Origin of the sequence: Thermophagus xiamenensis, assembly GCF_900112795.1 — a bacterium.
In the GTDB taxonomy this organism is placed as follows: domain Bacteria; phylum Bacteroidota; class Bacteroidia; order Bacteroidales; family Marinilabiliaceae; genus Thermophagus; species Thermophagus xiamenensis.
This window is the reverse complement of the sequence record NZ_FONA01000015.1, coordinates 16,990-42,129: the sequence shown is the minus strand read 5'-3', so window position 1 is coordinate 42,129 and position 25,140 is coordinate 16,990. Positions and strand designations below refer to the sequence as shown.

The 25,140-nt window shown below is 39.8% G+C and carries 26 protein-coding genes; 15 read left to right on the top strand and 11 right to left on the bottom strand.

All coding sequences use genetic code 11. The features are described from left to right. Positions 1 to 192 precede the first annotated feature (192 nt). Positions 193 to 456: a hypothetical protein gene (locus BM130_RS10095; RefSeq protein WP_074964373.1), complete on the bottom strand. Its 264-nt coding sequence runs from the start codon at positions 454 to 456 to the stop codon at positions 193 to 195. Positions 457 to 468: 12 nt separating this feature from the next. Then, complete coding sequence (locus BM130_RS10090; RefSeq protein WP_010527020.1) at positions 469 to 1,080, bottom strand: transposase; 612 nt, start codon at positions 1,078 to 1,080, stop codon at positions 469 to 471. A 255-nt stretch (positions 1,081 to 1,335) separates the two neighbouring features. Here BM130_RS10090 and BM130_RS10085 point away from each other — a divergent pair, with 255 nt between their 5' ends. Then, on the top strand, positions 1,336 to 2,070 hold the full coding sequence (locus BM130_RS10085; RefSeq protein ID WP_074964371.1) for a hypothetical protein: 735 nt from the start codon (positions 1,336 to 1,338) through the stop codon (positions 2,068 to 2,070). A 1-nt stretch (position 2,071) separates the two neighbouring features. On the opposite strand, the gene BM130_RS10080 is transcribed toward BM130_RS10085, so the two are convergent. The 3 genes from BM130_RS10080 to alaS all read right to left on the bottom strand — a co-directional run bounded on the left by BM130_RS10080 (position 2,072) and on the right by alaS (position 7,159). Then, the gene (locus BM130_RS10080) at positions 2,072 to 2,449 is read right to left on the bottom strand and encodes a putative signal transducing protein (protein ID WP_010526066.1); all 378 of its coding nucleotides are present in this window, start codon (positions 2,447 to 2,449) and stop codon (positions 2,072 to 2,074) included. A gap of 77 nt (positions 2,450 to 2,526) precedes the next feature. After that, complete coding sequence (locus BM130_RS10075; RefSeq protein ID WP_010526065.1) at positions 2,527 to 4,347, bottom strand: AMP-dependent synthetase/ligase; 1,821 nt, start codon at positions 4,345 to 4,347, stop codon at positions 2,527 to 2,529. A 175-nt stretch (positions 4,348 to 4,522) separates the two neighbouring features. Beyond that, positions 4,523 to 7,159, bottom strand: a complete 2,637-nt coding sequence (gene alaS / locus BM130_RS10070) for an alanine--tRNA ligase (RefSeq protein ID WP_010526064.1) — start codon at positions 7,157 to 7,159, stop codon at positions 4,523 to 4,525. A gap of 283 nt (positions 7,160 to 7,442) precedes the next feature. On the opposite strand from alaS, the gene BM130_RS10065 reads away from it, so the two are divergent. The 4 genes from BM130_RS10065 to BM130_RS10050 all read left to right on the top strand — a co-directional run bounded on the left by BM130_RS10065 (position 7,443) and on the right by BM130_RS10050 (position 10,754). After that, on the top strand, positions 7,443 to 8,414 hold the full coding sequence (locus BM130_RS10065; protein WP_010526063.1) for a M23 family metallopeptidase: 972 nt from the start codon (positions 7,443 to 7,445) through the stop codon (positions 8,412 to 8,414). A gap of 136 nt (positions 8,415 to 8,550) precedes the next feature. Beyond that, positions 8,551 to 8,886, top strand: a complete 336-nt coding sequence (locus BM130_RS10060; RefSeq protein WP_010526062.1) for a MerR family transcriptional regulator — start codon at positions 8,551 to 8,553, stop codon at positions 8,884 to 8,886. Positions 8,887 to 8,899: 13 nt separating this feature from the next. Beyond that, on the top strand, positions 8,900 to 9,997 hold the full coding sequence (locus BM130_RS10055) for a Nif3-like dinuclear metal center hexameric protein (RefSeq protein WP_010526061.1): 1,098 nt from the start codon (positions 8,900 to 8,902) through the stop codon (positions 9,995 to 9,997). A 4-nt stretch (positions 9,998 to 10,001) separates the two neighbouring features. Further along, complete coding sequence (locus BM130_RS10050; protein WP_010526060.1) at positions 10,002 to 10,754, top strand: zinc ribbon domain-containing protein; 753 nt, start codon at positions 10,002 to 10,004, stop codon at positions 10,752 to 10,754. A gap of 133 nt (positions 10,755 to 10,887) precedes the next feature. Here the strand turns inward: BM130_RS10050 and BM130_RS10045 are convergent, their stop codons facing one another. The 4 genes from BM130_RS10045 to BM130_RS10030 form a co-directional block, all read right to left on the bottom strand. Further along, positions 10,888 to 11,694 (bottom strand): TPM domain-containing protein, encoded by an 807-nt coding sequence (locus BM130_RS10045; RefSeq protein WP_010526059.1) that lies wholly within the window; start codon positions 11,692 to 11,694, stop codon positions 10,888 to 10,890. A gap of 117 nt (positions 11,695 to 11,811) precedes the next feature. Continuing rightward, on the bottom strand, positions 11,812 to 12,243 hold the full coding sequence (locus BM130_RS10040) for a TPM domain-containing protein (protein ID WP_010526058.1): 432 nt from the start codon (positions 12,241 to 12,243) through the stop codon (positions 11,812 to 11,814). Between the two features lie 13 nt (positions 12,244 to 12,256). Then, on the bottom strand, positions 12,257 to 12,835 hold the full coding sequence (locus tag BM130_RS10035; RefSeq protein WP_010526057.1) for a LemA family protein: 579 nt from the start codon (positions 12,833 to 12,835) through the stop codon (positions 12,257 to 12,259). Between the two features lie 205 nt (positions 12,836 to 13,040). Continuing rightward, complete coding sequence (locus tag BM130_RS10030) at positions 13,041 to 14,486, bottom strand: sodium:solute symporter (RefSeq protein WP_010526056.1); 1,446 nt, start codon at positions 14,484 to 14,486, stop codon at positions 13,041 to 13,043. Positions 14,487 to 14,740: 254 nt separating this feature from the next. Here BM130_RS10030 and recR point away from each other — a divergent pair, with 254 nt between their 5' ends. The 5 genes from recR (at position 14,741) to BM130_RS10005 (ending at position 19,151) form a co-directional block, all read left to right on the top strand. Further along, positions 14,741 to 15,364, top strand: coding sequence for a recombination mediator RecR (gene recR, locus BM130_RS10025; RefSeq protein ID WP_010526055.1), 624 nt, complete (start codon positions 14,741 to 14,743; stop codon positions 15,362 to 15,364). Between the two features lie 10 nt (positions 15,365 to 15,374). After that, positions 15,375 to 15,875, top strand: coding sequence for a hypothetical protein (locus BM130_RS10020; RefSeq protein WP_010526054.1), 501 nt, complete (start codon positions 15,375 to 15,377; stop codon positions 15,873 to 15,875). Further along, on the top strand, positions 15,859 to 16,302 hold the full coding sequence (locus BM130_RS10015) for a BT0820 family HAD-type phosphatase (RefSeq protein WP_010526053.1): 444 nt from the start codon (positions 15,859 to 15,861) through the stop codon (positions 16,300 to 16,302). Before BM130_RS10020 ends, BM130_RS10015 begins: the two co-directional genes overlap by 17 nt. Before the next feature lie 602 nt (positions 16,303 to 16,904). Then, a complete protein-coding gene (locus tag BM130_RS10010) occupies positions 16,905 to 18,521 on the top strand; it encodes a tetratricopeptide repeat protein (RefSeq protein WP_074964369.1) in 1,617 nt (538 codons plus the stop codon). Positions 18,522 to 18,623: 102 nt separating this feature from the next. Then, positions 18,624 to 19,151 (top strand): GNAT family N-acetyltransferase, encoded by a 528-nt coding sequence (locus tag BM130_RS10005; RefSeq protein WP_010526051.1) that lies wholly within the window; start codon positions 18,624 to 18,626, stop codon positions 19,149 to 19,151. Positions 19,152 to 19,154: 3 nt separating this feature from the next. Here the strand turns inward: BM130_RS10005 and BM130_RS10000 are convergent, their stop codons facing one another. After that, entirely contained in the window at positions 19,155 to 19,607 is a 453-nt protein-coding gene (locus BM130_RS10000; protein WP_010526050.1) for a type I restriction enzyme HsdR N-terminal domain-containing protein, read from the bottom strand. Between the two features lie 71 nt (positions 19,608 to 19,678). On the opposite strand from BM130_RS10000, the gene BM130_RS09995 reads away from it, so the two are divergent. The 4 genes from BM130_RS09995 to BM130_RS09980 all read left to right on the top strand — a co-directional run bounded on the left by BM130_RS09995 (position 19,679) and on the right by BM130_RS09980 (position 23,209). Next, the gene (locus tag BM130_RS09995; protein WP_010526049.1) at positions 19,679 to 20,449 is read left to right on the top strand and encodes an AMP nucleosidase; all 771 of its coding nucleotides are present in this window, start codon (positions 19,679 to 19,681) and stop codon (positions 20,447 to 20,449) included. A 40-nt stretch (positions 20,450 to 20,489) separates the two neighbouring features. Then, positions 20,490 to 21,518: a DNA polymerase III subunit delta gene (gene holA, locus BM130_RS09990; protein WP_010526048.1), complete on the top strand. Its 1,029-nt coding sequence runs from the start codon at positions 20,490 to 20,492 to the stop codon at positions 21,516 to 21,518. Between the two features lie 187 nt (positions 21,519 to 21,705). Continuing rightward, a complete protein-coding gene (locus tag BM130_RS09985) occupies positions 21,706 to 22,335 on the top strand; it encodes a rhomboid family intramembrane serine protease (RefSeq protein ID WP_010526047.1) in 630 nt (209 codons plus the stop codon). 4 nt (positions 22,336 to 22,339) lie between these two features. Further along, positions 22,340 to 23,209 carry an aminotransferase class IV gene (locus BM130_RS09980; protein ID WP_010526046.1) on the top strand — a complete coding sequence of 290 codons (870 nt, stop codon included), beginning with the start codon at positions 22,340 to 22,342 and terminating at the stop codon, positions 23,207 to 23,209. 87 nt (positions 23,210 to 23,296) lie between these two features. On the opposite strand, the gene BM130_RS09975 is transcribed toward BM130_RS09980, so the two are convergent. Then, the gene (locus tag BM130_RS09975; protein ID WP_029626430.1) at positions 23,297 to 23,890 is read right to left on the bottom strand and encodes a YqgE/AlgH family protein; all 594 of its coding nucleotides are present in this window, start codon (positions 23,888 to 23,890) and stop codon (positions 23,297 to 23,299) included. Positions 23,891 to 24,430: 540 nt separating this feature from the next. Here BM130_RS09975 and BM130_RS09970 point away from each other — a divergent pair. Further along, a complete protein-coding gene (locus BM130_RS09970) occupies positions 24,431 to 25,135 on the top strand; it encodes a polysaccharide biosynthesis/export family protein (RefSeq protein ID WP_010526044.1) in 705 nt (234 codons plus the stop codon). Positions 25,136 to 25,140 lie beyond the last annotated feature (5 nt).

The following is a 25,140-nucleotide window of genomic DNA, read 5'->3' as shown; positions in this document are numbered from 1 at the left end:
CCAGGCTAAATTTAACCCCTTTCTGACTTTTAACAACGACCGACATCGTTAAATCATCATAACAATTGCATAATAACCCGCTTGAGGTAGTGTTCATCTAACTGTGTCCTGATTAATTTTTTCTCAAAACCAGAGAAGTTGAACTATGATTTTGCCATGACGTTATACTAATTATTTTACCGGGAACACAGCTCAGTGAATATTTTCTTTGAAACCTCGCTGCAGCGTTGCAATGGCTTCCAGAGTGATTTGAAACCTTCCTGCAGCGTTGCAATGACCTTCGGGAGTTCCCGAAACCTTCCTGCAGAGTTGTAATGGCCTTCGGGAGTTGCCGAAACCTTCCTGCAGCGATGTAATGGCCTTCGGGAGTTGCCGAAACCTTCCTGCAGCGTTGCAATGGCCTTCGGGAGTCGCCGAAACCTCGCTGCAGCGTTGCAATGCATTGCGTCTGTTCAATGTTTTCTGATTTTATCTGTGAAATTTATCATTTTTCCATTTGGCAGGGTTGTTTTTAATATAGGTTGTTATTTTTTGAAATGATTGTTTGTTTCTAATAATATGGTCGTAATATCTGGGTTGCCACGCAAAATCGGGATAAATTTGACGGGCCTTTTGGGTGATGGCAGATTTGAAACCACGAATGATGGATGCCAAATTTTTGGATTGGGGCCCAAATTGGTTCATGGGATGATTGTTATCGTTGGTTTTGTCGGTTTTATCGGTAGGGACGCAATGCATTGCGTCCCTACGTTGGGCCCACCATTGGGCCCCCCGTTGCATTTCCCGTTGCGTATTGTATTGATTTTCCCCGATGCCAATAATGGCGTGAAAATGGTTGGGCATTACAACATATTCGCCCATGAATAAATTCATATCAGGGCGTATTTTGAATGTTTTCAACCATTCGGCATTAACAATTTCCCCAATGGCAGATAATTTCATCACCCCGTTAGAAATTTTTCCAAACCAACAAATCCGGTTTTTGGTGCAAATGGTAACAAAACAGGCGGCATTCCATCTGTAATCCCCAAAGGGGGCGCGGGCAGAGGCAATACGGTATTTGTTTTTGTATTTTTCCATTTTTCTTATGGTTGTTGAGACTCCATGCACACCCTAATGATTGTGGGGTTTCTCCTTCAATTATTTATTTGTTGAATTTATAATTATTTAGAAAATATGTGTAGACTTACCCTTTATAGGACAACTCTAAAACAGACATTTTTCTTTTTTTGAAACCAAAATTCTAAATGCATAATGCGGGTTTAAACACTACCACAGGGTGGAATTCTGACAAATACCGGTAAAAACAAATTTCCAACTCTTTGTAAAATGTAAATGACTAACCTTTACCGGGGGAAACACTTTCCCTTTATCGAGGGAAACGCTTTCCCTTTATCGGGGGAAACACTTTCCCTTTATCGGGGGAAACGCTTTCCCTTTATCGGGGGAAACGCTTTCCCTTTACCGGGGGAAACGCTTTCCCTTTATCGGGGGAAACACTTTCCCTTTATCGGGGGAAACGCTTTCCCTTTATCGGGGGAAACACTTTCCCTTTACCGGGGGAAACGCTTTCCCTTTATCGGGGGAAACACTTTCCCTTTATCGGGGGAAACGCTTTCCCTTTATCGGGGGAAACACTTTCCCTTTACCGGGGGAAACGCTTTCCCTTTATCGGGGGAAACACTTTCCCTTTATCGGGGGAAACGCTTTCCCTTTATCGGGGGAAACACTTTCCCTTTACCGGGGGAAACGCTTTCCCTTTATCGAGGGAAACACTTTCCCTTTACCGAGGGAAACGCTTTCCCTTTATCGGGGGAAACGCTTTCCCTTTTCCGGGGGAAACACTTTCCCTTTATCGGGGGAAACGCTTTCCCTTTACCGGGGGAAACGCTTTCCCTTTATCGGGGGAAACGCTTTCCCTTTTCCGGGGGAAACACTTTCCCTTTATCGGGGGAAACGCTTTCCCTTTACAGAAAGAGGGAGTGCTCAGGAAAATTGGTTCCTAAGCACTTAACAAAACTATTATCGGGAGATTCAGAGGAAAGACGACAAATATTACCGACAAAATGAATTATACTATCAGCAAGATATAAACAAACACAAGCACCACGGCCAAAAGGACCAGGAAAGCGAAGAAACGGATGCCCAAATCAAGCTTTCCGAACAATGGGAGCCGACGGGTCATCCTGTCGAATCTTACCATGCGGGAAGGCTTGGGGTCGGGTATATCGAAGATACCCATCTCTTCTACAATGGAGGTGGCTCGTTGAGCATCACTCGCCTTTACCTGAAGCTTTATTCCCCCCACGGCATTATAGATGTAGGTTTGCGAAACAAGTTCATCTTTAACAAAGCATTCGATCCCTTCCGACTCCAGCTTGCTGCGTACCAGCCCCATTTGAGGGGCAAAGCTAAATGTGGCAATGGTAACCAGTTGATCTTCTTCCATAATACAAAAGTTAATCTGATTTACCCCGAAGTTACCTCAAAATCACCAGATACACAACAAGCCGGAACGCCTAAAAATCAAAGATCGTTAAACTTAATGGATCCACGGTTTTCCTCACCGGGGGCATAATTATATATTTCCCTTAGCAGATTGGCATATTTGTTATAGATCACACGCCGTCTCAGCTTAAGGGTTGGCGACAATTCACCGGTAGCGGGCGACCACTCTTCATGCACCAGTCGGAATCTTTTAATCTGTTCGGTGCGCCCCAGCTGTTTGTTGTACTTTTCAACCTCTTTCTGAAAGACCTTTAGAACATCAGGATGACGTATCAATTCCTGATTATCACGAAAATGAATATGACGATCGTTGGCCCAGACGTGCAAGTATTCAAAATTGGGAGAGATCAAAGCACTGGCAAATTTTTCGTTCTCACCCACCACCATGGCCTGTTCGATAAAAAAAGATTCCTTAAGTATATTCTCAATGGCCTGAGGTGCAATATACTTTCCGCTGGATGTTTTAAACATCTCTTTCTTACGATCGGTGATCTTCAGAAATTTACCCTTTTCAAAAGTTCCGATATCGCCGGTATGTAACCAACCATCTTTATCTAATACTTCGGCGGTATTTTTCTTGTCCTTGTAATACCCCATCATCACACTCGGCCCTTTTACCAATATTTCTCCGTCGTCGTCGATCTTCACCTGAATGTTTTTGAGAACAGGCCCGACAGTGCCAATCAACAAACTGTTGGGCTCGCTAAGATGATTAGCAGCGATAACAGGTGAGGTTTCAGTCATGCCATATCCTTCCATAAGTGGGATGCCTGCAGCGAAAAAAAGACGACTTAGCCTTGGTTGCAAGGCGGCACCGCCGGAGATAACAAATTTCAGCTTACCGCCAAATGTTTGCTGCCATTTGGCAAAGACCAGTTTTCGGGCAATCCACAGACGAAGACCATACCAGGGACCATGTTTCCCGTTGACTCTGTACCTCTCTCCTATTTTCAGAGCCATAAAAAAGATGCGTCGTTTTATACCCCTCAAATCCTCACCCTTCGAAACTATGCGGTCATAGATACGCTCCATAACCCGGGGGACAGTTACGAAAGCCGATGCCCGCACCTCCGCAAGGTTTTGTGCAATAGTACCCAAATTTTCGGCATAATAAATACCGCATCCCTTCCACTGAAAAAGATAGTTAACCATGCGTTCGTAGACATGACACAGCGGCAGGAAACTTAAAATACGGTCGTCAGGTCCCAAAGGATAGAGATTGAAAACCCCTTCAACATTACTCAGGATATTGCGGTGAGAAAGCATTACTCCCTTGGGTAGTCCGGTAGTGCCAGATGTATAAATGATGGTTAGCAAATCATCCGGCTTAATGGATTCGGAGATCTTTTGGAGCTTTTCTTTATATTTCATTTTGGCGTCCTCGCCCTCTTTTGAAATCTCACTCCAGTGCGGAATACCCTCATAATAGTTAAAAGTATAAACTTTTTTAAGCTTACTAATTTTCCGCGCTATTGGCTGAAGCCGCCTGTAAGTACCCAAATCAGCCACGATAAGCATTTTGGCATCTGAATGGGAAAGGATGTGTTTAAAGTCATCTTCGCCAAGGGTGGGATAAACAGGAACGTGCACTACGCCAGCCATGGCCATTCCCATATCCACAAAGTTCCACTCAGGACGGTTATTGGAAATGGTGGCTATCTTATCTCCTTTTTTAAATCCCAGCGCCAACAAACCATAAGCAAAGTTTTTGGCATTTCGGGAATAATCATCGGCACTGAATTTAATCCAGTTGCCGTCACGTTTGGTTGCCAGAATATCAGACTTGTTGTGATTTTGCCTGAGATTCTCCAGTAAATCAAATGTTCTGGTTATTCTCATGTTCACTTAGTCGATTGTAAATCTTCTTAAAACAAAAAGAGGACAGGGTATAGGCCATAGCGGAAAGATGAATATTTTAAAGCTATGAAGGTTTAATAATTAAAAAGTAAAATTATCTCCCCTAAATGCATGCTTAGGATTAACACCTTCCCAAAATTTGTTTACAAATTATAGGTTAGGCCTCTAATTTCTCTACAATAATTTTTCGGGCTTTATCAACAGCAGAAGCTAAACCCTGAAGATTTTTTCCGCCGGCACTGGCAAAAAATGGTTGGCCGCCACCTCCTCCTTGAATATCAACTGCTATTTCACGAACCAGATTTACGGCATTCAGCTTACCGGATTTTACTAATGAGTCAGACAGGATAACAGCTATTTGAGGTTTTCCTTTTACTTCGCCACCCAACACAGCAATCATATCACCAGATAATTCATTTCTTAATTGAAAAGCCAAATCCTTCAGATTCCCACTCAGTTGAGGTTTTACAATAGAGGCAATAATTTTAACCCCTTTTTCATCACTTGCCGAATCAATAAGTGATTGTTTTTCAATTTTCAGGAAATTTTGCATCATGCCATCCAGCTGTTTGGACAGTTGGGCATTTTGTTGCAACAAATTTTCGATGCTTTTGCGAAGTTGTCCTTTACTCTTAACCAATGTTCCTAATTCGTTTATAAGGTCGGATTGAATATATGACAACTCTTCAGCTTTCTCGCCCGAAACCGCTTCTATTCGCCGGACACCTGCCGAGACAGCTGTTTCACCAACAATTCTGAAAAAACCTATTTCTCCGGTAGCATCTACATGCGTCCCCCCGCACAATTCAATGGAATCGCCAAAACCTATGGTACGTACCACATCACCATATTTTTCACCAAAAAGAGCTATGGCGCCCATTTCACGAGCTTTATCTATCGGCACTTCCCGATGTTCTTCCCTTTTAATATTTGCACGAATATCGGCATTAACGAGTTTTTCAATTTGCCGCAGCTCATCAGGCGAAACCTTTTGGAAATGTGAAAAATCAAACCTCAAATAATCTGGATGAACCAAAGAACCACGCTGTTCCACATGAGGTCCCAACACTTTTCTCAAAGCTTTATGCAAAAGGTGGGTGGCAGTATGATTACGGGCAGCATTTTTCCGTTTACTTACATCTACCACAGCCCGAAATGTACTACCCAAATCAGAAGGCAATTTATTGGTGATATGAACAATAAGGTCATTTTCCTTTTTGGTATCCAGAATAGGAATAGTTTCTTTTTCATTTTTCAGGACACCGGTGTCACCAACTTGTCCTCCACTCTCGGCATAAAATGGTGTGATATTAAAAACTAATTGATATTGAGTTTTATTTTTGGCTTGTATTTGGCGATAGCGGGTAATATACACATCGGTTTCAAAATAGTCATACCCCACAAATTCTTCCTGGTCATCTTCCTTTAGCTGAATCCAGTCACCCGTCTCAACAGAAGCTGCGTTTCGGGCACGTGCTTTCTGTGCATTCATCTCCTTTTCAAATTCCTGACGGTTTACCACCAAACCTTTTTCTGAAAGGATTAATTCAGTTAAATCCAACGGGAAACCATAGGTATCATATAGCTCAAAGGCAACCTTCCCACTTACCACTTTATAATTCTTACCGAGCATATCCTCGATAATCCGGTTCAGAAGAGTAATCCCTGTTTCCAGAGTTTTCAGAAAAGACTCCTCCTCCTCATAAATCACCTTATCTATGAGCTCTTGCTGAGCCTTAAGCTCCGGATAAGCCTCGCCCATGGTCTCGATTAAAGCCGGCAACAAACCACTCATAAATGGGCGGTTCATATTTAAAAAAGTATACCCATACCGAACAGCTCTCCGAAGAATACGACGAATGACATATCCGGCTTTATTATTGGAAGGCAGCTGACCATCGGTAATTGAAAAGGCTATGGTTCGAATATGGTCAGCAATAACCCGCATGGCAATATCCGTTTCATCGGAAGCTCCGTACTCAACACCCGAAATTGAAGATATTTGCCTGATGACGGGCTGAAAGATATCGGTATCGTAATTGGATTTTTTCCCCTGAAGCACACGACACAAGCGTTCAAAACCCATGCCGGTATCGATATGCTTTTGAGGCAATGGTATTAGAGTACCATCTGCTTTACGATTGTATTGGATAAATACCAAATTCCAAATTTCAATAACTTCGGGATGGTCTTTGTTTACCAATTCATATCCGGGTTGACTTTTTCGTTGATACTCATCTCTTAAATCTATATGTATTTCGGAACAAGGACCGCAAGGACCGGTATCTCCCATTTCCCAAAAATTATCCTTCTTACTGCCATTAATAATATGTTTTTCAGGAAGATATTTCGCCCAGGCGGTCGCCGCCTCATCATCCCGAGCAAGCTTATCGGTGTCATCTCCCTCAAAAATGGTGGCATAAAGTCTGCTTTTATCAATCCCCAATTCCCGGGTTAAAAAAGTCCAGGCCAAATCAATAGCCTTCTCTTTAAAGTAATCACCAAACGACCAGTTCCCGAGCATTTCAAACATGGTATGGTGATAACTGTCACGCCCAACTTCTTCCAGGTCATTATGTTTACCTGAAACCCTCAAACACTTTTGTGCATTTGCAACTCTGAGATGTTCCGGCTTATGATTCCCAAGGAAGATATCCTTAAACTGATTCATCCCGGCATTGGTGAACATTAGCGTAGGATCGTTTTTTAAAACCATCGGGGCGGAGGGTACTATTACATGTTGATTGGCTCTAAAAAAATCAAAAAATTTTTGTCGAACTTCTTTCGCTCTCATAGTCTATATAATCCTCTAATTGTTAACTCCTACATAAATTACTTTTTGCCAAAAAATGATAACCTTTTTCCCATTATCCCGTAAAACAACTCTGGCATTATGATCTGCTTTTCGTCAGGCAAAACAAATATAAACTTTTATCAATCAACCACTAAACCATCAACACAATAAGGGGTAACAATAATAAAAATTTGTTTCCCTGAGCCACAAAAATAGGTTAAACATCTAACAAATAGTTATTGAAAACATTTTTTTCTATTTTTGGACAGCAAAACATTTCCGTATGTCAAAAGTAAAATACCGATACAATACTGAAACATTAACATATGAACCAATAGAACAAGGAATTCGTTACAAAGTAAAACGATTCTTTCAGTTTGCCTCTTCTTCTGCTATTTTAGGTATTTTTTACTTTTTGGGCTTCTCTTATATTTTTGACAGTCCTAAAGAAAAACGACTTGCCAGAGAAAATTCCCGCCTTCTTTCGCAATACGAAATAATGGATAAAAAACTTCAGCAAATTCAAATTGCTCTAGATGACATACAACAGCGGGATGAAAAAATTTACCGGGTTATTTATCAGGCCGATTCAATCCCTAATTCTATCAGGCGGGCAGGTTTTGGAGGTATGAACCGTTACAAGCATTTGGAAAATCTCGACAATGCAGATTTGGTTATCAATACCGCCAGGAAATTGGACATCATCATGAAACAGCTCTACGTTCAGAGTAAATCTTTCGATGAGATCATCGATCTTACGTTACGCAAAGAAGAAATGTTACGATGCATTCCTGCTATTCAGCCGGTGTCCAATAAAGATTTGCGCAGAACCGCCTCTGGTTACGGATGGAGAATTGACCCCATTTATAAAGTCAAAAAGTTTCATGAAGGTATGGATTTCTCGGCACCAATAGGGACCGAAGTTTATGCCACCGGGGAAGGAGTCGTTAAAAGAGTCGTCAAATCTTTTGGAGGATATGGTAACCACATTGAAATAGATCATGGGTTTGGATATACTACTTTGTATGCCCACCTCGACCGTTTTAATGTAAAAAAAGGCCAGAAAGTTAAACGTGGTGATGTCATTGGTTTTGTTGGAAACACGGGAAAATCTACCGGACCCCATCTCCATTACGAGGTAAGGGTTAAAGGCAGACCGGTTAATCCCGCTCATTATTATTTCCAGGATCTAACACCAGATCAATTTGAAAAAATGATACAAATAGCCAGTAACAGTCACCAAACCTTTGATTAATTTCACATCCTCACTGCATATTAACCTAAATTTGCACTCCACAAAAAAAAGAATTATTATTGCATTAGCTGCCTGTTTTCTTTCAGGCAGCAATTATTGTTTCCGGGAACCTCTTATTAAAACGCTTTGATTAATAATGCCGTACAAAGAACCTAAAATCGAAAAATTATATTACTCTATCGGAGAAGTGGCCAAAATTTTTAATGTTAACACTTCTCTTATTCGCTTTTGGGAAAAGGAATTTGACATTATAAAACCTCACAAAAACAAAAAAGGAAACCGATTATTTACCCAAAAAGACATTGACAACTTTCATCTAATCTACCACCTGGTAAAAGAACGTGGAATGACCCTTAAAGGGGCCAAAAAAAAACTCAAAGAGAATAAAGAAGAAACTGAAAACAATTTTGAAGTAGTAAAACGCCTACAGGAAATCCGACAAACACTGATAGAAATAAAAGAGAATATCTAGATTGCTTGCATTTATGGTATTGCTAAAGCATATTATTGCAGAAATTGAAAAATTTGCCCCGCCGGCCTTTCAGGAAGATTACGATAACACCGGACTGCAAACCGGCACTCCCGATATGGAAATCAAGGGTGTTTTGATTACATTGGACGTAACAGAAGAAGTTATTGACGACGCATCAAAAAATGGTGAAAATCTGATTGTTTCTCACCATCCAATAACACTTAAAGGAGTAAAAAAATTAACTGGACAAACACCGCCGGAACGGATTTTAATTAAAGCCATAAAAAAAAATATCGCCATTTATTCTTCACACACCAGTATTGACAGTGTTGAAAATGGCGTTAGTGGTATTCTGGCGAAAAAATTAGAACTTAACAACATCAGAGTTTTATCACCACGTTCCAATTTATTACTGAAACTGGTCACTTTTGTCCCAACCCGATATGCTGAGAAGGTGCGCACTGCAATCTTCGAGGCAGGTGCAGGCGTAATAGGAAATTACGACTGCTGCAGTTATAACCTCGAAGGAATAGGCACTTTTCGGGCAGGTGAAGGAACTAATCCTTTTGTTGGCGAGCAAGGCAACATCCATTTCGAAAAGGAAGAGCGCATCGAAACAGTAATACCCAAGCATTTAACTAAGCAGGTTCTGAAAGCACTTTTTGACGTTCATCCTTACGAAGAAGTGGCATACGACCTGTACCCTTTGGAGAATGTTTGGAATAAAGTTGGCTTCGGTGCAATTGGAGAATTGAAAAATCCCCTTTCCGAAAATGAAGTTTTAAAAAGAATCAAAGAGGTGACAGGTGCTGAATGTATTCGGCATACAAACCTTTTAAATAAACCGGTAAAAAAAGTGGCTGTATGTGGTGGTTCAGGCAGTTTCCTCTTGAATAAGGCCATTCAGGAAGGTGCGGATGTTTTTGTTAGTTCAGACTTCAAATATCACCAGTTTCAAGAAGCAGACAATAAAATCGTAATCGCCGATATTGGGCATTACGAAAGTGAACAGTTGACTAAAGAAGTTTTTTTTGAGTTACTTACAAAAAAATTCCCTAATTTTGCAGTCCGTTTGACGAACGTTACTACCAATCCCGTAAAATATTTTTAGCAGCATGGCAAAAACTGGAACAAAGAAAACTAGCAGTGAGAAAAGCGTTGAAGATAAACTTCGCGCTCTGTTCAACCTTCAGAAGGTGATGAGCGAGATTGATAAAATAAAAACCCTGCGGGGTGAATTGCCTCTGGAAGTTCAGGACCTGGAAGATGAAATAGAAGGACTGGAAACCCGTATCAGTAACCTTAATACAGAGATTAAAAATCTCAATACCGCTATTCAAGAAAAGAAAAATGGTATTAAAGAAGCAGACCTGTTAATCAAAAAATATGAATCGCAGCAGGCAGGTGTGCGCAACAACAGAGAATTTGAATCTCTTAATAAGGAAATTGAATATCAAAATCTCGAAAAAGAACTCTGTAAAAAAAGGATTCGAGAATTCGAGGCAGAGATGAAAGCCAAACAGGAAACTTTGGCCAAATCCGAAACGCTCCTCGAGGAACGAAAAATTGACCTCGAAAACAAAAAAAACGAACTGGATAGCATCGTTAACGACACCAAAGAGGACGAAGATAAATTAAGAAAAAAAGCAAAAGAAATAGAAAAAGACATCGACGAGCGTTTACTCTCTGCTTTCAAAAGAATCAGAAAAAATGCCCGTAACGGACTCGCTGTTGTAACCATTGAAAGAGATGCATGCGGCGGTTGCTTTAATAAAATTCCGCCCCAGCGACATCTCGACATTCAATCTCGTAAAAAAATTATTGTCTGTGAATATTGCGGAAGAATTCTGGTCGATAGTGAATTATAATATTGATTTTTAATATACAATTGATTGTTGGACTGGAACCAGGATAATTTTGATATACAAAAAAACGGGTTTAAAACCCGTTTTTTTGTATCTAATTTCATAACAGTATTTCAAATAAGACTGGCATTAATGTTTACCAGCTACCACCGGCACCACCACCGCCAAAACTACCACCCCCAAAACCGCCAAAGCCGCCACCGGAACCGCCAAATGGACCACTCCCTGAAGAAAAACTGCCCCAACTACCGGTTTGACTTCTACTGCCGGAACCTAACATGGACAATAATACCCAAAATGGCAAGTCGTGACCAATAGAACTATGACGGGCTCGCTGTCGGCCCAAAGATGTTAGCAGAATTATAAAAAAGAAAACTATTATTCCAATCCCCCCTAACATTGAACCCGAACTACCTGTTTTTTTCAAATATCCCTCAGCAGTATATTCCCCTCTGGTTAACTCCATTAATACCGACACCCCTGCAGCAATACCTCCCGCATAATCATTCCTCTTAAATCGTGGTATCATTTCATTATCCACAATCCTACGGGCTACCGCATCAGGTACGACACCTTCCAATCCATATCCTGTAGCAATAAAGGCTTGTCCCCGTTTATTCCCAATTTTAGGTTGAACCAATATTAGAACGCCGTTGTCCTTACCTTTTTGTCCTATACCCCATTTTTCCGCCAATTGAAAAGCATAGTCTGCTTTATCATATCCTTCCAGGTCAGAAATAGTAACCACTGCTATTTGAGTGCTGGTTTGACGGGCAAATGCTACCAACTCCTGTTCCAACAAATTTTCTGCTCTGCTATCCAGAACATCGGCAAAATCATTTATGAGTCTTGGCGGCTGAGGTCGCTCCGGAAAATCCTGTCCTGATGATGCAACAGGCCCCAGAAACAACACAACCAATAATATAGAGTATAGTCGTATCATCTATCAGCAAATTATATTGTTTATTTTAAGGTTAAATGGTAAGATTTTTCGGTTTATATAGAAGTTATACTAAACCTTAAACCAGATAGTTATATTCGGCCAATAACTAATAAAATTTTACTCGAATGAAATCTCATCCGAAAGTTCATTAACATCATCCTTTTGCCAGGGGAAATAAGTTTTTAACTGTTCCCCTGCCATTTTAATACCTTCTTCCAGTCCTTTGGCAAGTTCTCCGTTTTTAAAATGAGCAACCATGAGCTCTTTTACCTCATCCCAAAATCCTTCAGGTACCCTGGCATTAATTCCGGCATCACCCAAAATGGCAAACTTACGGTCTTTTACCGCCAAATAAAACAAAACACCATTTCGAAGCTTCGTTTTATGCATCTTCAGTTTTTCAAAGATAAAGGCTGCCCGGTCCAATACATCGCCGGGACAGCTTTTTTCGATATGAACGCGTATCTCTCCTGAAGTATTTAACTCCGCCTCTTTAATGGCATTGGTAATCTCTTGCTTCTCCGCTTCAGTAAAAATATTTACAGCCATAAATTCCTTTTTTTTAAAACTGGACCTCAGGTGCTTTACTGGCTCCTTCATCGGCTTCGAAATAAGGTCGTGGCTCAAAATTGAATATCCCAGCAATTATATTTTTGGGAAACTTGCGAATATAGGTATTATAGGCTCGCGTGGCTTCGTTAAACTTTCTTCGCTCCACGGCTATCCGGTTTTCAGTCCCTTCCAGCTGTGCCTGTAAATCCAAAAAGTTCTGATTCGCCTTCAGGTCAGGATAGCGCTCTACAACCACCATTAACCGCGAAATAGCTGACGATAATCCTTCCTGTGCCTGTTGAAAGTTTTTTAAGGTCTGTTCATTCAACTCACCGGCAGATAAATTGATGCTTGTAGCTTTCGAACGAGCCTCTATGACAGCTTGTAGTGTTTCCTGTTCATGACTGGCATACCCCTTAACAGTATTTACCAGATTAGGTATTAGATCAGCCCGCCTTTGATATACATTTTCTACCTGAGACCACTGGGCATCAATACTTTCTTCTAATTCCACCATACGGTTATATCCGCAACTCGTAAGCAGAGGAAATGTTATAACCGCTAAAACAATTAACTTTAAATACCGCATACGCTTTTCTTCTATTTGTTTACACTAAATTTCACTATTTGAGAATATGTTTCGCAATAGGTTGTTTTAATAGATATAATCCAAAAGTTATGAGCCTGTCGTACCAGATAATTTCAAACTCCATTCATTTATAATCAGTCTCTAATTTATGGACAATTCCGTTAATATCAAAAATAACACCAACACAGGCATTGATGCCATCCTGTCACGATTCGGCGGTAGAAAACATCCACAGACCGGCAAAAACAATTGCCCCGTTAAGCATCAATTTCTCATATCCCAACACAAATCCCAGCCATTCCTGTGAATTAAAATCAATTATCCCTGTTATTACCGGGGCTAATATAGCCAGCCAGGGTACTATACCATCCCGTACTTTTCGACGAGTAAACAATCCAAAGGCATATAAGCCCAATAATGGGCCATAAGTATAGCCCGCTAAAGTATAAACCGTATCAATAATACTGTCCTGACCTATTGCCCCAAAAATAATAATGACCAAACCTACAAGTAAGGCAAAACCCAAATGAATAATCATTCTTATCTTTTTCGCGCGAGACGTATTAAATCCATCAATCCTTAATATATCTACCGTAAAAGAAGTGGTAAGCGACGTTAGTGCAGAATCGGCACTCGACATGGCAGCACTCATCAATCCCAGAATAAATAATACCCCAACCGACAAGGGTAAATATCCTCCCGTCGCAATAACAGGATAAATATCATCGGCCCTGTCAGGCATGGCTATTCCCTGATGACGCATAAATATCACCAAAAGCGTTCCAAGGGTTAAAAACAAAAGATTTACAGGAATAAAAGCAAAACCATATGACAACATATTTCTTTTGGCTTCTTTAAGTGACCGGCAGCTCAGATTTTTCTGCATCATATCCTGGTCCAGACCGGTCATTACAATTGTGATAAATATCCCCGACAAAAACTGTTTAACAAAATGCTGCGGCGACCGCCAATCTTTAAACTCAAAAATTTTAAAAAACTCACTTTCCGTAACGTAGCGAACCAGCGTCTTACCATCAGCACCTAATTGATGGCCTATATGATAAATGGTTACAACCACAGCAACTAAAAACAGAATGGTTTGCAACGCATCGGTCCATATAATGGTTTTAATTCCTCCCCGAAATGTATAAAGCCAAATCAGTAACACAAGAACCATGGCAGTAACCTCAAAAGAGACTCTCAACTCATTAAAAAGCGCTATTTGCAAAACCACCGTCATCAAATACAAACGTGCAGAAGCACCAACAACCTTACTGGCCTGAAATAGTATGGCTCCCGAACGATAAGAGCTCTGGCCGAAACGCTCTTCCAAATACGTATAAATGGATGTTAACCGCATCTTGTAATAAAGCGGCAGTAAAACATGTGCAATAACAATGTAGCCCACAAAAAATCCGGCTACCATTTGCATATACGTAAATCCTACCGAAGTAACATAGCCCGGCACCGAAACAAAAGTAACACCCGACAAGGAAGCGCCAACCATTCCAATAGCAACAACTGCCCACGGTGAACGCCGGTTCCCTAGAAAAAAACTCTCGTTATCCGCACGCCGTCCGGTAATTACAGATATGGATATAAGCACCACAAAATAAACCCCTAACAGAGATAAAACTAATACAGAATTCATGAATATTAATTTAAATTACTTCTGAAGATGCCCTGATAAAAGTTCACTTTTACTCGTTAAAACACTGTTAACAAAAGGGCCCCACTTAATATTTTCAACAGACTCCAGAATTTTCATCCCCCCCTCTTTTTGCTCTACAAAAAAACAATTTAAATCAATCATAACCATATTTTAAGGCGATTAATCGAGTACCGAAAACAAGCTCATTTATCCCTCCATTTTTTTATTAACTTTGAAACCCAAAAGCATAACCAATGTCCGACATAGAATTTCCTTCCAAAATACTGGAAAATGCCGTTAACGAATTCTCAAGGCTACCGGGAATAGGGAAAAAAAGTGCCTTAAGACTTTCTTTACATATCCTGAAACAGGATAAGGAATCGGTTTATCGTTTTGCAGAAGCCATTACCACCCTTATCGATGAAATTAAATATTGCCAAAACTGTTTTAATATTTCCGACAGCGACATTTGCTCTATTTGTTCCAACCCCCGGCGAGACCATAGCCTGGTGTGCGTGGTCGAAAATGTCAGAGATGTAATGGCTATTGAAAACACGCATCAATATAATGGTATTTATCATGTATTAGGTGGATTAATATCGCCCATGGATGGTACCGGGCCTGATGATTTAACCATTGCCCCATTGGAAGAGAAACTTAAAAAAGGGGAAATCAAAGAAATTATTTTTGCACTGAGCACAACGATGGAAGGAGATACCACCAATTTTTATCTTTATAGAAAATTTCAAAATTACCCGGTAAAATTCACCACCATTGCCAGAGGTGTAGCCATAGGTGATGAATTGGAATATGCTGATGAAGTCACTCTTGGGCGCTCTCTTGTCGACAGACAACCCTTTGAAAAAAATGTACAATAAAAAAACATAGATGGAAGCCAATACCGTATTTAAACAAATCAAGTTTCTTTTCTGGAGCATTTTGGTAGCCTTACTGATAATGCTTCTGGTAGCCTTAGTTGTAGTAAATAAAATAGGCCCGGTAGTAGAATGGAACTTAACATTTAAGGAAAACTTTAAAGCTGTTATCCTTCTTCTCTCATTGGGTGGAATCCCTGCCAGCTATATCTTTCATTCAAAAAAAGTTAAACATATAGACCAGGACCTACCTTTCGTTAATCAACTGCAACAATTTAAACGCAGTTTTTTTATTAAAATAGTTACCCTCGAAGCTTTAGCCCTCTTGGGGTTAATTGGATACATGCTTACCGCCGACTTCACTTTTATTTATGTTTTTGGCTTATTATTTTTGGCTTATCTTATTAATCGGCCAACTCGCTATAGTATAGAAAAAGAAATTAGGCCTGAAACATTGAATGAAAAATATGGCGAAAAACCTGATAAAAACGACTCCGATGATTATAGCCGTTGATTTTGATGGTACCATAGTAGAGCATCGATATCCGGAAATAGGAAAAGAAAAGTTGTTTGCGTTTGAAACTTTAAAAGCTCTGCAAAAGCAAGGGCACCTTTTGATTTTGTGGACTTTCAGAACCGGGAAGAAATTAGAAGAGGCCGTTGAATTTTGCGCAAAACACGGAGTTGAATTTTATGCCGTTAACAAAAACTTTCCTGAAGAAAAATTTGATGAAGCAACCGTTAGCCGAAAAATCAATGCCGATGTTTTCATAGATGATAAAAATATTGGGGGTTTCCCGGGATGGGGCGAAATTTACCATATGCTCTGTCAGGATGTACCTCAAAATGAACGTGAAATATTCCTTTCTCGGTTTAGAAAAGCTGAAAGAAAAACTTTCTGTGGATTTATTAAATCTCTATTTTGTAAAAATTATCCCTAATTACGCTTTATTCTTTAATTGATTCTTCTGATTCTCAAATCTCTGAAATTTAATAATAGGTTATTACTGAAATATAGAATTGAAATTATCCTTGAGATAGTTAACTCATTTTGCTCCTCTTATTCACTCCATAAATATATCTTTATAATCTTATACTATTCTTTTCCCCACGATTGAATACAGCCAATTTGATTCAGAAATCAAGGAAAAACCTCTATTCATCACAAAAAAACAGCCGTTAAAAAAACTCCGTACTACTTTCATACAACCCTCCAACTATTTTTTTGTACTTTGTATCCTACAACCAGTTACATTATTAAGGTGGTATATTTTAGTTTTTTACTGTTACATCTTAACTAAACCCTTTACAATTGGTACATCCAAAAACACATACTTTTTGTGTTATACGTGTACTATAACCGTGAAAAGCCAAACATAGCGGCTTTATCAATCGCAAAAACATGCTTAAAAAGTTAAAACGGACAGGCATATAATTAATTTGTTAATTGCCGGAAGGCAAGTCATTTCCCTAAAGGATTATATTGGTTTATTCGCCAATCATAACAAAGCTTTAATCTATTAATTAGATAAAATTTTCTATGATGATACTAATAAAAAAAACAGTAGTTTCAACAATACTTTTAGGGTGTTTCCTATTGTTTTTGCCCATGGTTAATGCACAGTCACCTCGTAAATTAATTCGCGAGGCTAACGAACTTATAAATCTGGAATTATATGACGAAGCCATAGAAAAGCTTACTCCTCTTATTCAAAAAGAACATCCGGAAGCTTTACTGCTTAAAGGTTTTGCTCTAATGGCCCAGGAAAAAATGGACCAGGCTATTTCGGTACTGGAAAAAACAATGCCTAATTATCCTTTAGAAAATGGGAAAAACGTTGCCGCGATTGAAGCCCATTTTTATCTTGGACAAGCATATCGCCTCAATGAAAACCCCGATAAAGCATTAAAAGAGTTTGAAAAACTTAAGCAAGTTGTTGTTGATAAACAATTAAAAGCAGACATTGAACAGGAAATTCAATACTGTCTTAACATGAAAGAGCTTATGGCTCATCCCGTTTCTATTAGGATTGAACATCTGGGAGAAGTGCTCAATAGCAAATACGAAGACCATAGTCCAATTACCTTGTACGATGAATCTACTATTTATTTTACTTCTACCAGACCTATAAATGAAGATGACAACGAAGGAGCTTATTTCGAGAACATTTTTGTCAGTCATTGGCGTAATAATGGTTGGACCAAACCAAAAGTTCTGAAAATACCAGGCTATAAAAATGTTAACCGGGCCACTGTAGGCTTAACTCCTGACGGACAAGGGCTCATCTTTTTTCAAAACGACGGGTTAAACGGTGCGCTCTTTATCTCCAGAAAAACATTTGACGGATGGGGAGAACCAGAACCTCTGCCCCAACCGGTAAACTCTGGATATAATGAAACGCATGCATCCTTCTCCCCGGATGGTAATACCATTTATTTTTCCAGCGAACGACCTGGTGGATTTGGTGGAAAAGATATTTACTATTCTCATCGCCTGCCCGATGGTACATGGGGTAAACCTATCAATGCCGGTGAAAATATCAATACCGAAATGGATGAAGAGGGACCCTTCATCCATCCTGACAATAAAACCCTTTATTTCTCCTCTACCGGTCACAATTCTATGGGTGGATACGATATCTTTAAGAGCACCAAAACCGAAAAGGGATGGTCTAAAGCAGAAAATATCGGTTATCCCATAAACTCCCCGTCTGATGATGTTTTTTACGTCCCTACTCCTAATGGGCAACGTGTTTACTTCTCTTCCAGAAAAGAAGGAACTATCGGTCAATCCGACCTCTTTTTGCTTCATTTCCCTGAAGACAACGAACGCTCAATGGCAGTGGTTTCAACTCACATCTTTAACAGCCAAAATCAACCTGCCGAAAAGGCTGTCATTTACATCATAAACAGCAAAACCAATGAACGACTCGGGGCATACAAAGTAAATCCTACAACCGGTAAACTTGTAACCATAATCCCTTCTTTCCAAGAATATAAATTGCTTATCGAGTGCGAAGGTCACCAACCCTATTCACAAAATTTTAAACTGGGAATGAAAGACGATTATAAATCGAAAAACAGAGCCATCTATCTTCCGGCAATTACTCTTAAACCGAAATTAGACAACACACAAGACAACAATAATATAAACAACTAATATCCGGTCATAAAGCAAATTACTTTTTACCTAAAATTACCCGAACCAATCTTTTGTTCTTATATCCGGCATCAACTATTTTTGCCGGCTAAAAAGCAGGATATGATAAAAAACGACAAAATCATCCTACGGGCCCTTGAACCATCTGATGCCGATTTACTTTATCATTGGGAAAACCAGATGGACCTCTGGCCGGTGAGTAATACCTTAACCCCCTTTAGCCGACATAAAATTATTACTTACATCAACCAAACTTCCCTTGACATATACCAAACCAAGCAATTGCGACTGATGATTGATATCCCCGGAAAAGAAAAACACAAAACCATCGGTATGATTGACCTCTTCGACTTCGACCCCTACCATAGTCGTGGAGGTATTGGTATTATGATTTACAAACCGGAACGAGGGAAAGGATATGCCAAAGAAGCTATTGCGCTCTTTACCGACTATGCATTTTCTCATTTGGGCCTTCATCAGGTTTTCTGTGATATTTCCGAAGATAATCTGCCCAGCATAAAACTATTCGAAAGTTTGGGGTTTAAATTCGTCGGCCGAAAAAAAGATTGGCGCAAAACACCCGATGGTTACAAAGATGAACTTATGTACCAAAAAATTGCAGGGAACTAAACCTTATTGCAACGAATCAAATGTAGGAAATTGACGCTCAAGAGAATATCTCCCCTTATCATTCTCGATACGAATGCAGTAATGCTTTAAACCATTGGTCAATACTAAATATGGAACACCCAAGGTCGTATTATACCTGGCAGCCTGGGCCAACGTAGTTTCATCAATATTTACCGAAGGGGCTTTACATTCAACAATCATAACCGGCTGCCCCTTTCGGTTGTATAAAATAATGTCGCATCGTTGAGTCAGGCCGTTGACATTTACCTTTCTTTCTACTCCCGTTAGATTGGAAGGGTAGTTTAAGTTCCTTTTCATAAATTGCAAAAAATGCTGGCGAACCCACTCCTCAGGTGTCAGACTTACAAACTTTTGGCGTACCTCATCAAAGATGAACATTTTGCCGCCTATTTCCTTATATCGAAAATTATAATGGGGTAAATTCAGTGGTTCCATGTGGTAAAATTAAGAACAATACTTCGTGTGCAATAAAAAATTCAATTATATTCGTAAAAAACAAAACATTTATGAAAACCAAACAAGAAATCGTAGAGAACTGGTTGCCGCGCTATACCGGCCGTCCTTTAAGTGATTTCACGCAGTACATTCTGCTAACCAATTTCCAATATTATATTGATTTATTTTCTAAATGGAATAATGTCCCCATCGTTGGCGAAAATCATAACATGCCCAATTGTAGTGCCGATGGGATTACCATTATCAATTTTGGAATGGGAAGTCCCAATGCGGCAACTATAATGGACCTGCTCAGTGCCATAAAACCCAAGGCCGTATTATTTCTGGGTAAATGCGGTGGTTTAAAGAAAAAAAACACCCTCGGCGACTTAATCCTTCCTATTGCAGCCATTCGTAGCGATGGTACCTCCAATGATTATCTGCCACCAGAAGTGCCGGCCCTACCCGCTTTTAGCCTTCAAAGAGCCGTTTCCACAACTATCCGGGATTACGGAAGAGACTATTATACCGGCACAGTATTCACTACCAATAAACGAGTGTGGGAATATGATGACCGGTTTAAAAAATATCTGGCCAAAACAAGAGCCATGGCTATCGACATGGAATCGGCAACCATCTTCACCGTCGGGTTCGCCAACTCAATTCCTTCCGGCGCACTTTTGCTCGTATCTGACCAACCCATGATTTCTACCGGTATTAAAACCGAAAAAAGCGACCAACGCGTGACCCGGGAATTTGTTCATGAGCACCTTAAAATCGGTATCGACTCGCTTAAAGAAATCATTAACAACGGAAAATCGGTAAAACACCTTAAATTTTAACCGTTAGTGCTAACTTTGCCTCTTTAATGAATTACCGATTATGTCCAACAACTTTAAAAAAATAGTTGATAACCTAAAAAAGAAGGTCTTTGCCCAGGTCTATTTTTTATCAGGCGAAGAGCCCTGGTTTGCCGATTTCATAACCGATTACATTGCCACACATGCGTTAAAAGAAGAAGAAAAAGCTTTTAACCAAACCATTTTATATGGCCGTGACACCAACCCCATGGATATTGTTCATGCCGCCCGACGCTATCCTATGATGGCCCCACGGCAAGTGGTAATCATTAAAGAAGCTCAGCATTTGAAAAATTTTGAGCCTTTAGTGTCTTATTTAAAGGCCCCTGCCCCTGCTACAATTCTGGTAATAAATTATCGCGATAATTTCGATAAACGACCAAAAGACAAGAAGGCTTTTTACAAAGAATTAACTCAGAAGAAAAACGAAAACTTCGTCACCCTTGAAACTAAAAAACTATATGACAGCCAGATAGGCGATTGGATTAACGACTATCTAAAAAGCATGGGGTTAACCATTGAGGCAAGTGCCACACAAATTCTGGTTGACCACCTGGGAACCGATCTCAGCAAAATTGTTAATGCCTTAGATAAACTTAAAATTGCCATTGGCCCCCAAATTAAAAATATTACCCCTGAACATGTCGACAAATATATTGGCATAAGCAAAGACTTTAACAACTTTGAGCTCCAAAAAGCCATCATAAACGGCAATGTGGTTAAGGCCTACCAAATTGCCCGGATATTTGGTAAAAACCCGCAAAAATATCCTTTGACCTTCACAATCGCCACCTTATTTGCATTTTTCCGGAAATTACTGACTTTTCACGTCACAAAAGACAAAAGCCAACATAACCTTGCATCGGTTCTGAAGGTCAATCCCTTTTTTGTTAAAGACTACCATAATGCCGCTCGGCGATTCAACTGGGCAAAAACTCGGCGTGTTATTTCTCTTTTACGGGAATATGATTTGCGATCAAAAGGGGTTAACAACAATTCTGCCTCTGATGGCGAACTGTTACAGGAAATGATTTTTAAAATCATGCATTAATTTAATACAAGACAATCAGAAATATAGATTTTTAGATTTAAGATATTTAGATTTTAAATATGAGGATTAAAGGCTCGTTTTAAGCAGTTTGTATTTTAGATGCGATAACAGTAATCATCCCCTAATAACGGCAAAGTTGATACGATGACCACCAGTAAAAAATAGCGACAATAAAAAAGGACATAACATGAACTTAAGCTTAAGCATTAACCTGATTATTATAATTGCCATATCAGTTGTCAGCATCATAGGATTTGGCCGGCCCATAATCGTCTATCGCCTACAGTTCAATGCCTGGCAAATTATTCACCGCAAAGAATATTACCGGATTCTTTCGTATGGGTTTGTTCATGGCAACTGGATGCACCTATTAATCAACATGTTTGTATTATACTCGTTTGGTGAGGCAGTTCTTTATTACTTCAAAGCGGCTTATATTACCGGCTCTGCCATTCGTTACCTGATTCTTTTCGTTAGTGCCCTGGTAGTATCCACCCTTGTAACTCTAAAAAAAGAAAAAGATAATCCAAACTACAATGCCGTTGGTGCTTCGGGTGCTGTATCGGCAGTAGTGTTTGCTTCCATCCTCTTTGCACCATACAACCCCATACTATTTTTTGGAATCATTCCTGTTCCGGGAATTATTTTTGGAATACTGTATCTGGTCTATTCCAAGTACATGGCAGGGAAAAACATTGACAACATCGGACATGATGCTCATTATTACGGTGCTCTTTATGGTCTTATTTTCCCTATTCTCTATGAACCCAAGCTTGCCATTCATTTTATTAACCAATTATTAAGCTTTAATTTCTGACACTATGCCACCTTCCAATAAGAAACACCTGATTCTTAACGGGCATCAGTATGAATGTGGCAAAGCTCTCTTCACGCACGAAAACAGGGCTTTCAGGTACGGCGATGGTTTGTTTGAAACCATACGGTGCCATAAAACCATTCCTTTGTTTTTCGACCAACACTACGACCGATTGATACGAGGAATGGCTATCTTAAAATTATCCGTAGCCGATTTACCCGGTCCGGATATGTTTAAATCATACATCGAACGACTAATTGTCCGCAATCGCATTTTTTACGATGCCAGAGTTCGCATTTCGGTGTTTCGTCGCAGTGGTGGATTGTATACCCCCGAAAATAACCGCCCTGCATGGCTTATTGAAGCAACCCCGCTCCCAAATAAAGGTTTTCTTTTAAACGATAGAGGACTTAAAATTGGAACTTTCGATGGCTTCCCTAAAGCCTGGAGCCTAACAGCCCCTTTCAAAACACTCTCGGCTACGCCCTACATCCTCGCAGGAATTTACAAAAAGGAAAACCACCTTGACGACTGCCTTATTCTGAACCAAAACAAAAAATGGATTGAAACCATCAGTTCCAATCTCTTTTGGACAAAAGACCAGGTTCTCTATACCCCCTCTGTTGCTGCAGGGTGTGTCGACGGTATCATGCGCAAACAGGTATTGAGATTTGCTGCCTTAAACAACATCCCTGCTAAAGAAACCACCGGGGCGACAAAAGAAGAATTGCTAAATGCTGATGAATTATTTCTAAGTAATGCTATTCAAGGAATACAATGGGTAGTAGCTTTTGAAAACAAACGTTATTATAACCGGTTACCTAAGGTTATTACCCAATGGCTTAATGAAGAAATATCAAAAATTACCAGCTAAAATCTTTTTTAGCCACTAAACATACACCTCATCCCCAACACTACACAAATTTGCTTTTAACCAAAGTGCTTTACATACTCTCTTTCACTAATTAAATGAAGGATTTCGCGGAAAATTAGTCCACGTCTTATATATATCCCCCAGCTCATGCATGGCTGTCTCCCAAATATTTTTAACATCCCGTGTCATAATAAGCTCATCGCGCAAAGTGGATACCACCCAACTATTTTCAGCAATCTCATCATCCAGCTGACCGGGTGCCCACCCCGAATAGCCCATAAAAAACTTGACCGATTGGCTGGAAGCCTCGCCTCGATTTATCATTTTCTTTAGACATTCAAAATCTCCGCCCCAATAAACGGTGGAAGTAATCTTTGTGGCGCCGGGTAATTGCTCCCCCAAGGTATGCAAAAAGCTTAATGTATTGGATGAAACAGGGCCGCCCACAAACAACTCACCTTCAAAGCTCAATATATCATCCACTATCTCATCCGGGTAAAGTTCGGTGGGTTTATTGAGCACAAACCCTACCGTTCCGTGTTCATTATGCTCGGTAAGCAACACAATGGAACGCCCAAAGTAAGGCCCGGGTAAAAAAGGTTCGGCAATAAGTACGCGCCCAACTGCCGGTTCTAAATTGGTTCGGGTCGGCTGGAAAATATTGAAATCTAAATTCTTCATGGTCATACATTTTTTTGACTTCTTTTTCCTTTTGTATCAAACCTTAACCAATAATTGTGGTTTTTTATCATCGCAAAGGAACTTTAATCTATTATTAAGAGCAATGGTCATGCAATAATTTCAAAATAATTGCTGCCATTCATGTTGAAGCTATCAGAACTGGTCTCTTTTTACTCTATTTATTTTCTCGGGGGAACTGTGTAAAACAACAAATTATATTATTTCCCACCTAATTTTTAACGAACCAATTCTTCCTTCCGTTATCTAAATTAAGGAAAAAACATTCCCAAGCCAAAAGTTTGCCGCCTAAAAACATTCATTTATCAAAAATGGGACCGCACTCAAAACCAAAAGGTAGATAATCGATGTTAAATTACATAGATTTGCATTCAACGGGGGTCGTTATTTTATGCAACTCTGATGCTATTAACCTGTCAAATTTTCAACAATACCATGATATTCAAATCTTCATTTATTAAATCAGGGCTATCCTTTCTCATCGTATTGATGCTTATGTCAGGATGTCAAAGCCCAAGAAAAATGGTTTACCTGAGAAAGGCCGCAAAAAAAGACTCAACGCAGATTTTTCAACAGCCTCATAAAGATTACAACATCGCCGTCAATGATGTGCTTTATGTACGCATCCTTACCGGAAATCCTGAAATATCTGCTCTTTATAACAACGTCCCTGCATCGGGGTTCAGTATTTCCATGAGTTCAGAAGCCGACCAATACATTAATGGTTTTACGGTAGATAAAGAAGGAAAAATCAGACTACCCGTTTTAGGAACGGTTTCGGTGGAAGGTCTCACCCTGTTTGATGCCGAAAAAAGAATTCAGCAACTTGCCGACCAATATCTTATAGATGCAACTGTTATTGTCAGATTGTTGAATTACAAAGTTACCGTTTTGGGTGAAGTGGCTCAACCCGGGGTGTACAGCCACTATAACGACCAAATGACCATCCTACAGGCCATTGGTAAAGCCGGAGATATTACCGACCTGGGTGATAAACGAAATGTTATGGTCATACGGTCCGTACCCGAAGGCCAAGTTACTTATCAGGTGGATTTAACTAAAAAAGAACTCCTCACTTCTCCCGCCTTTTTCGTTAAACCCAATGACGTAATATATGTGAAGCCATCCGGCAGTAAAGCGTTCCGCATCAACCTGCCAATAATGAGTATTTTCCTCTCTTCACTTACAACCGTTATTGTTTTGTTACAATATTTCGAAAATCAATAACCTAC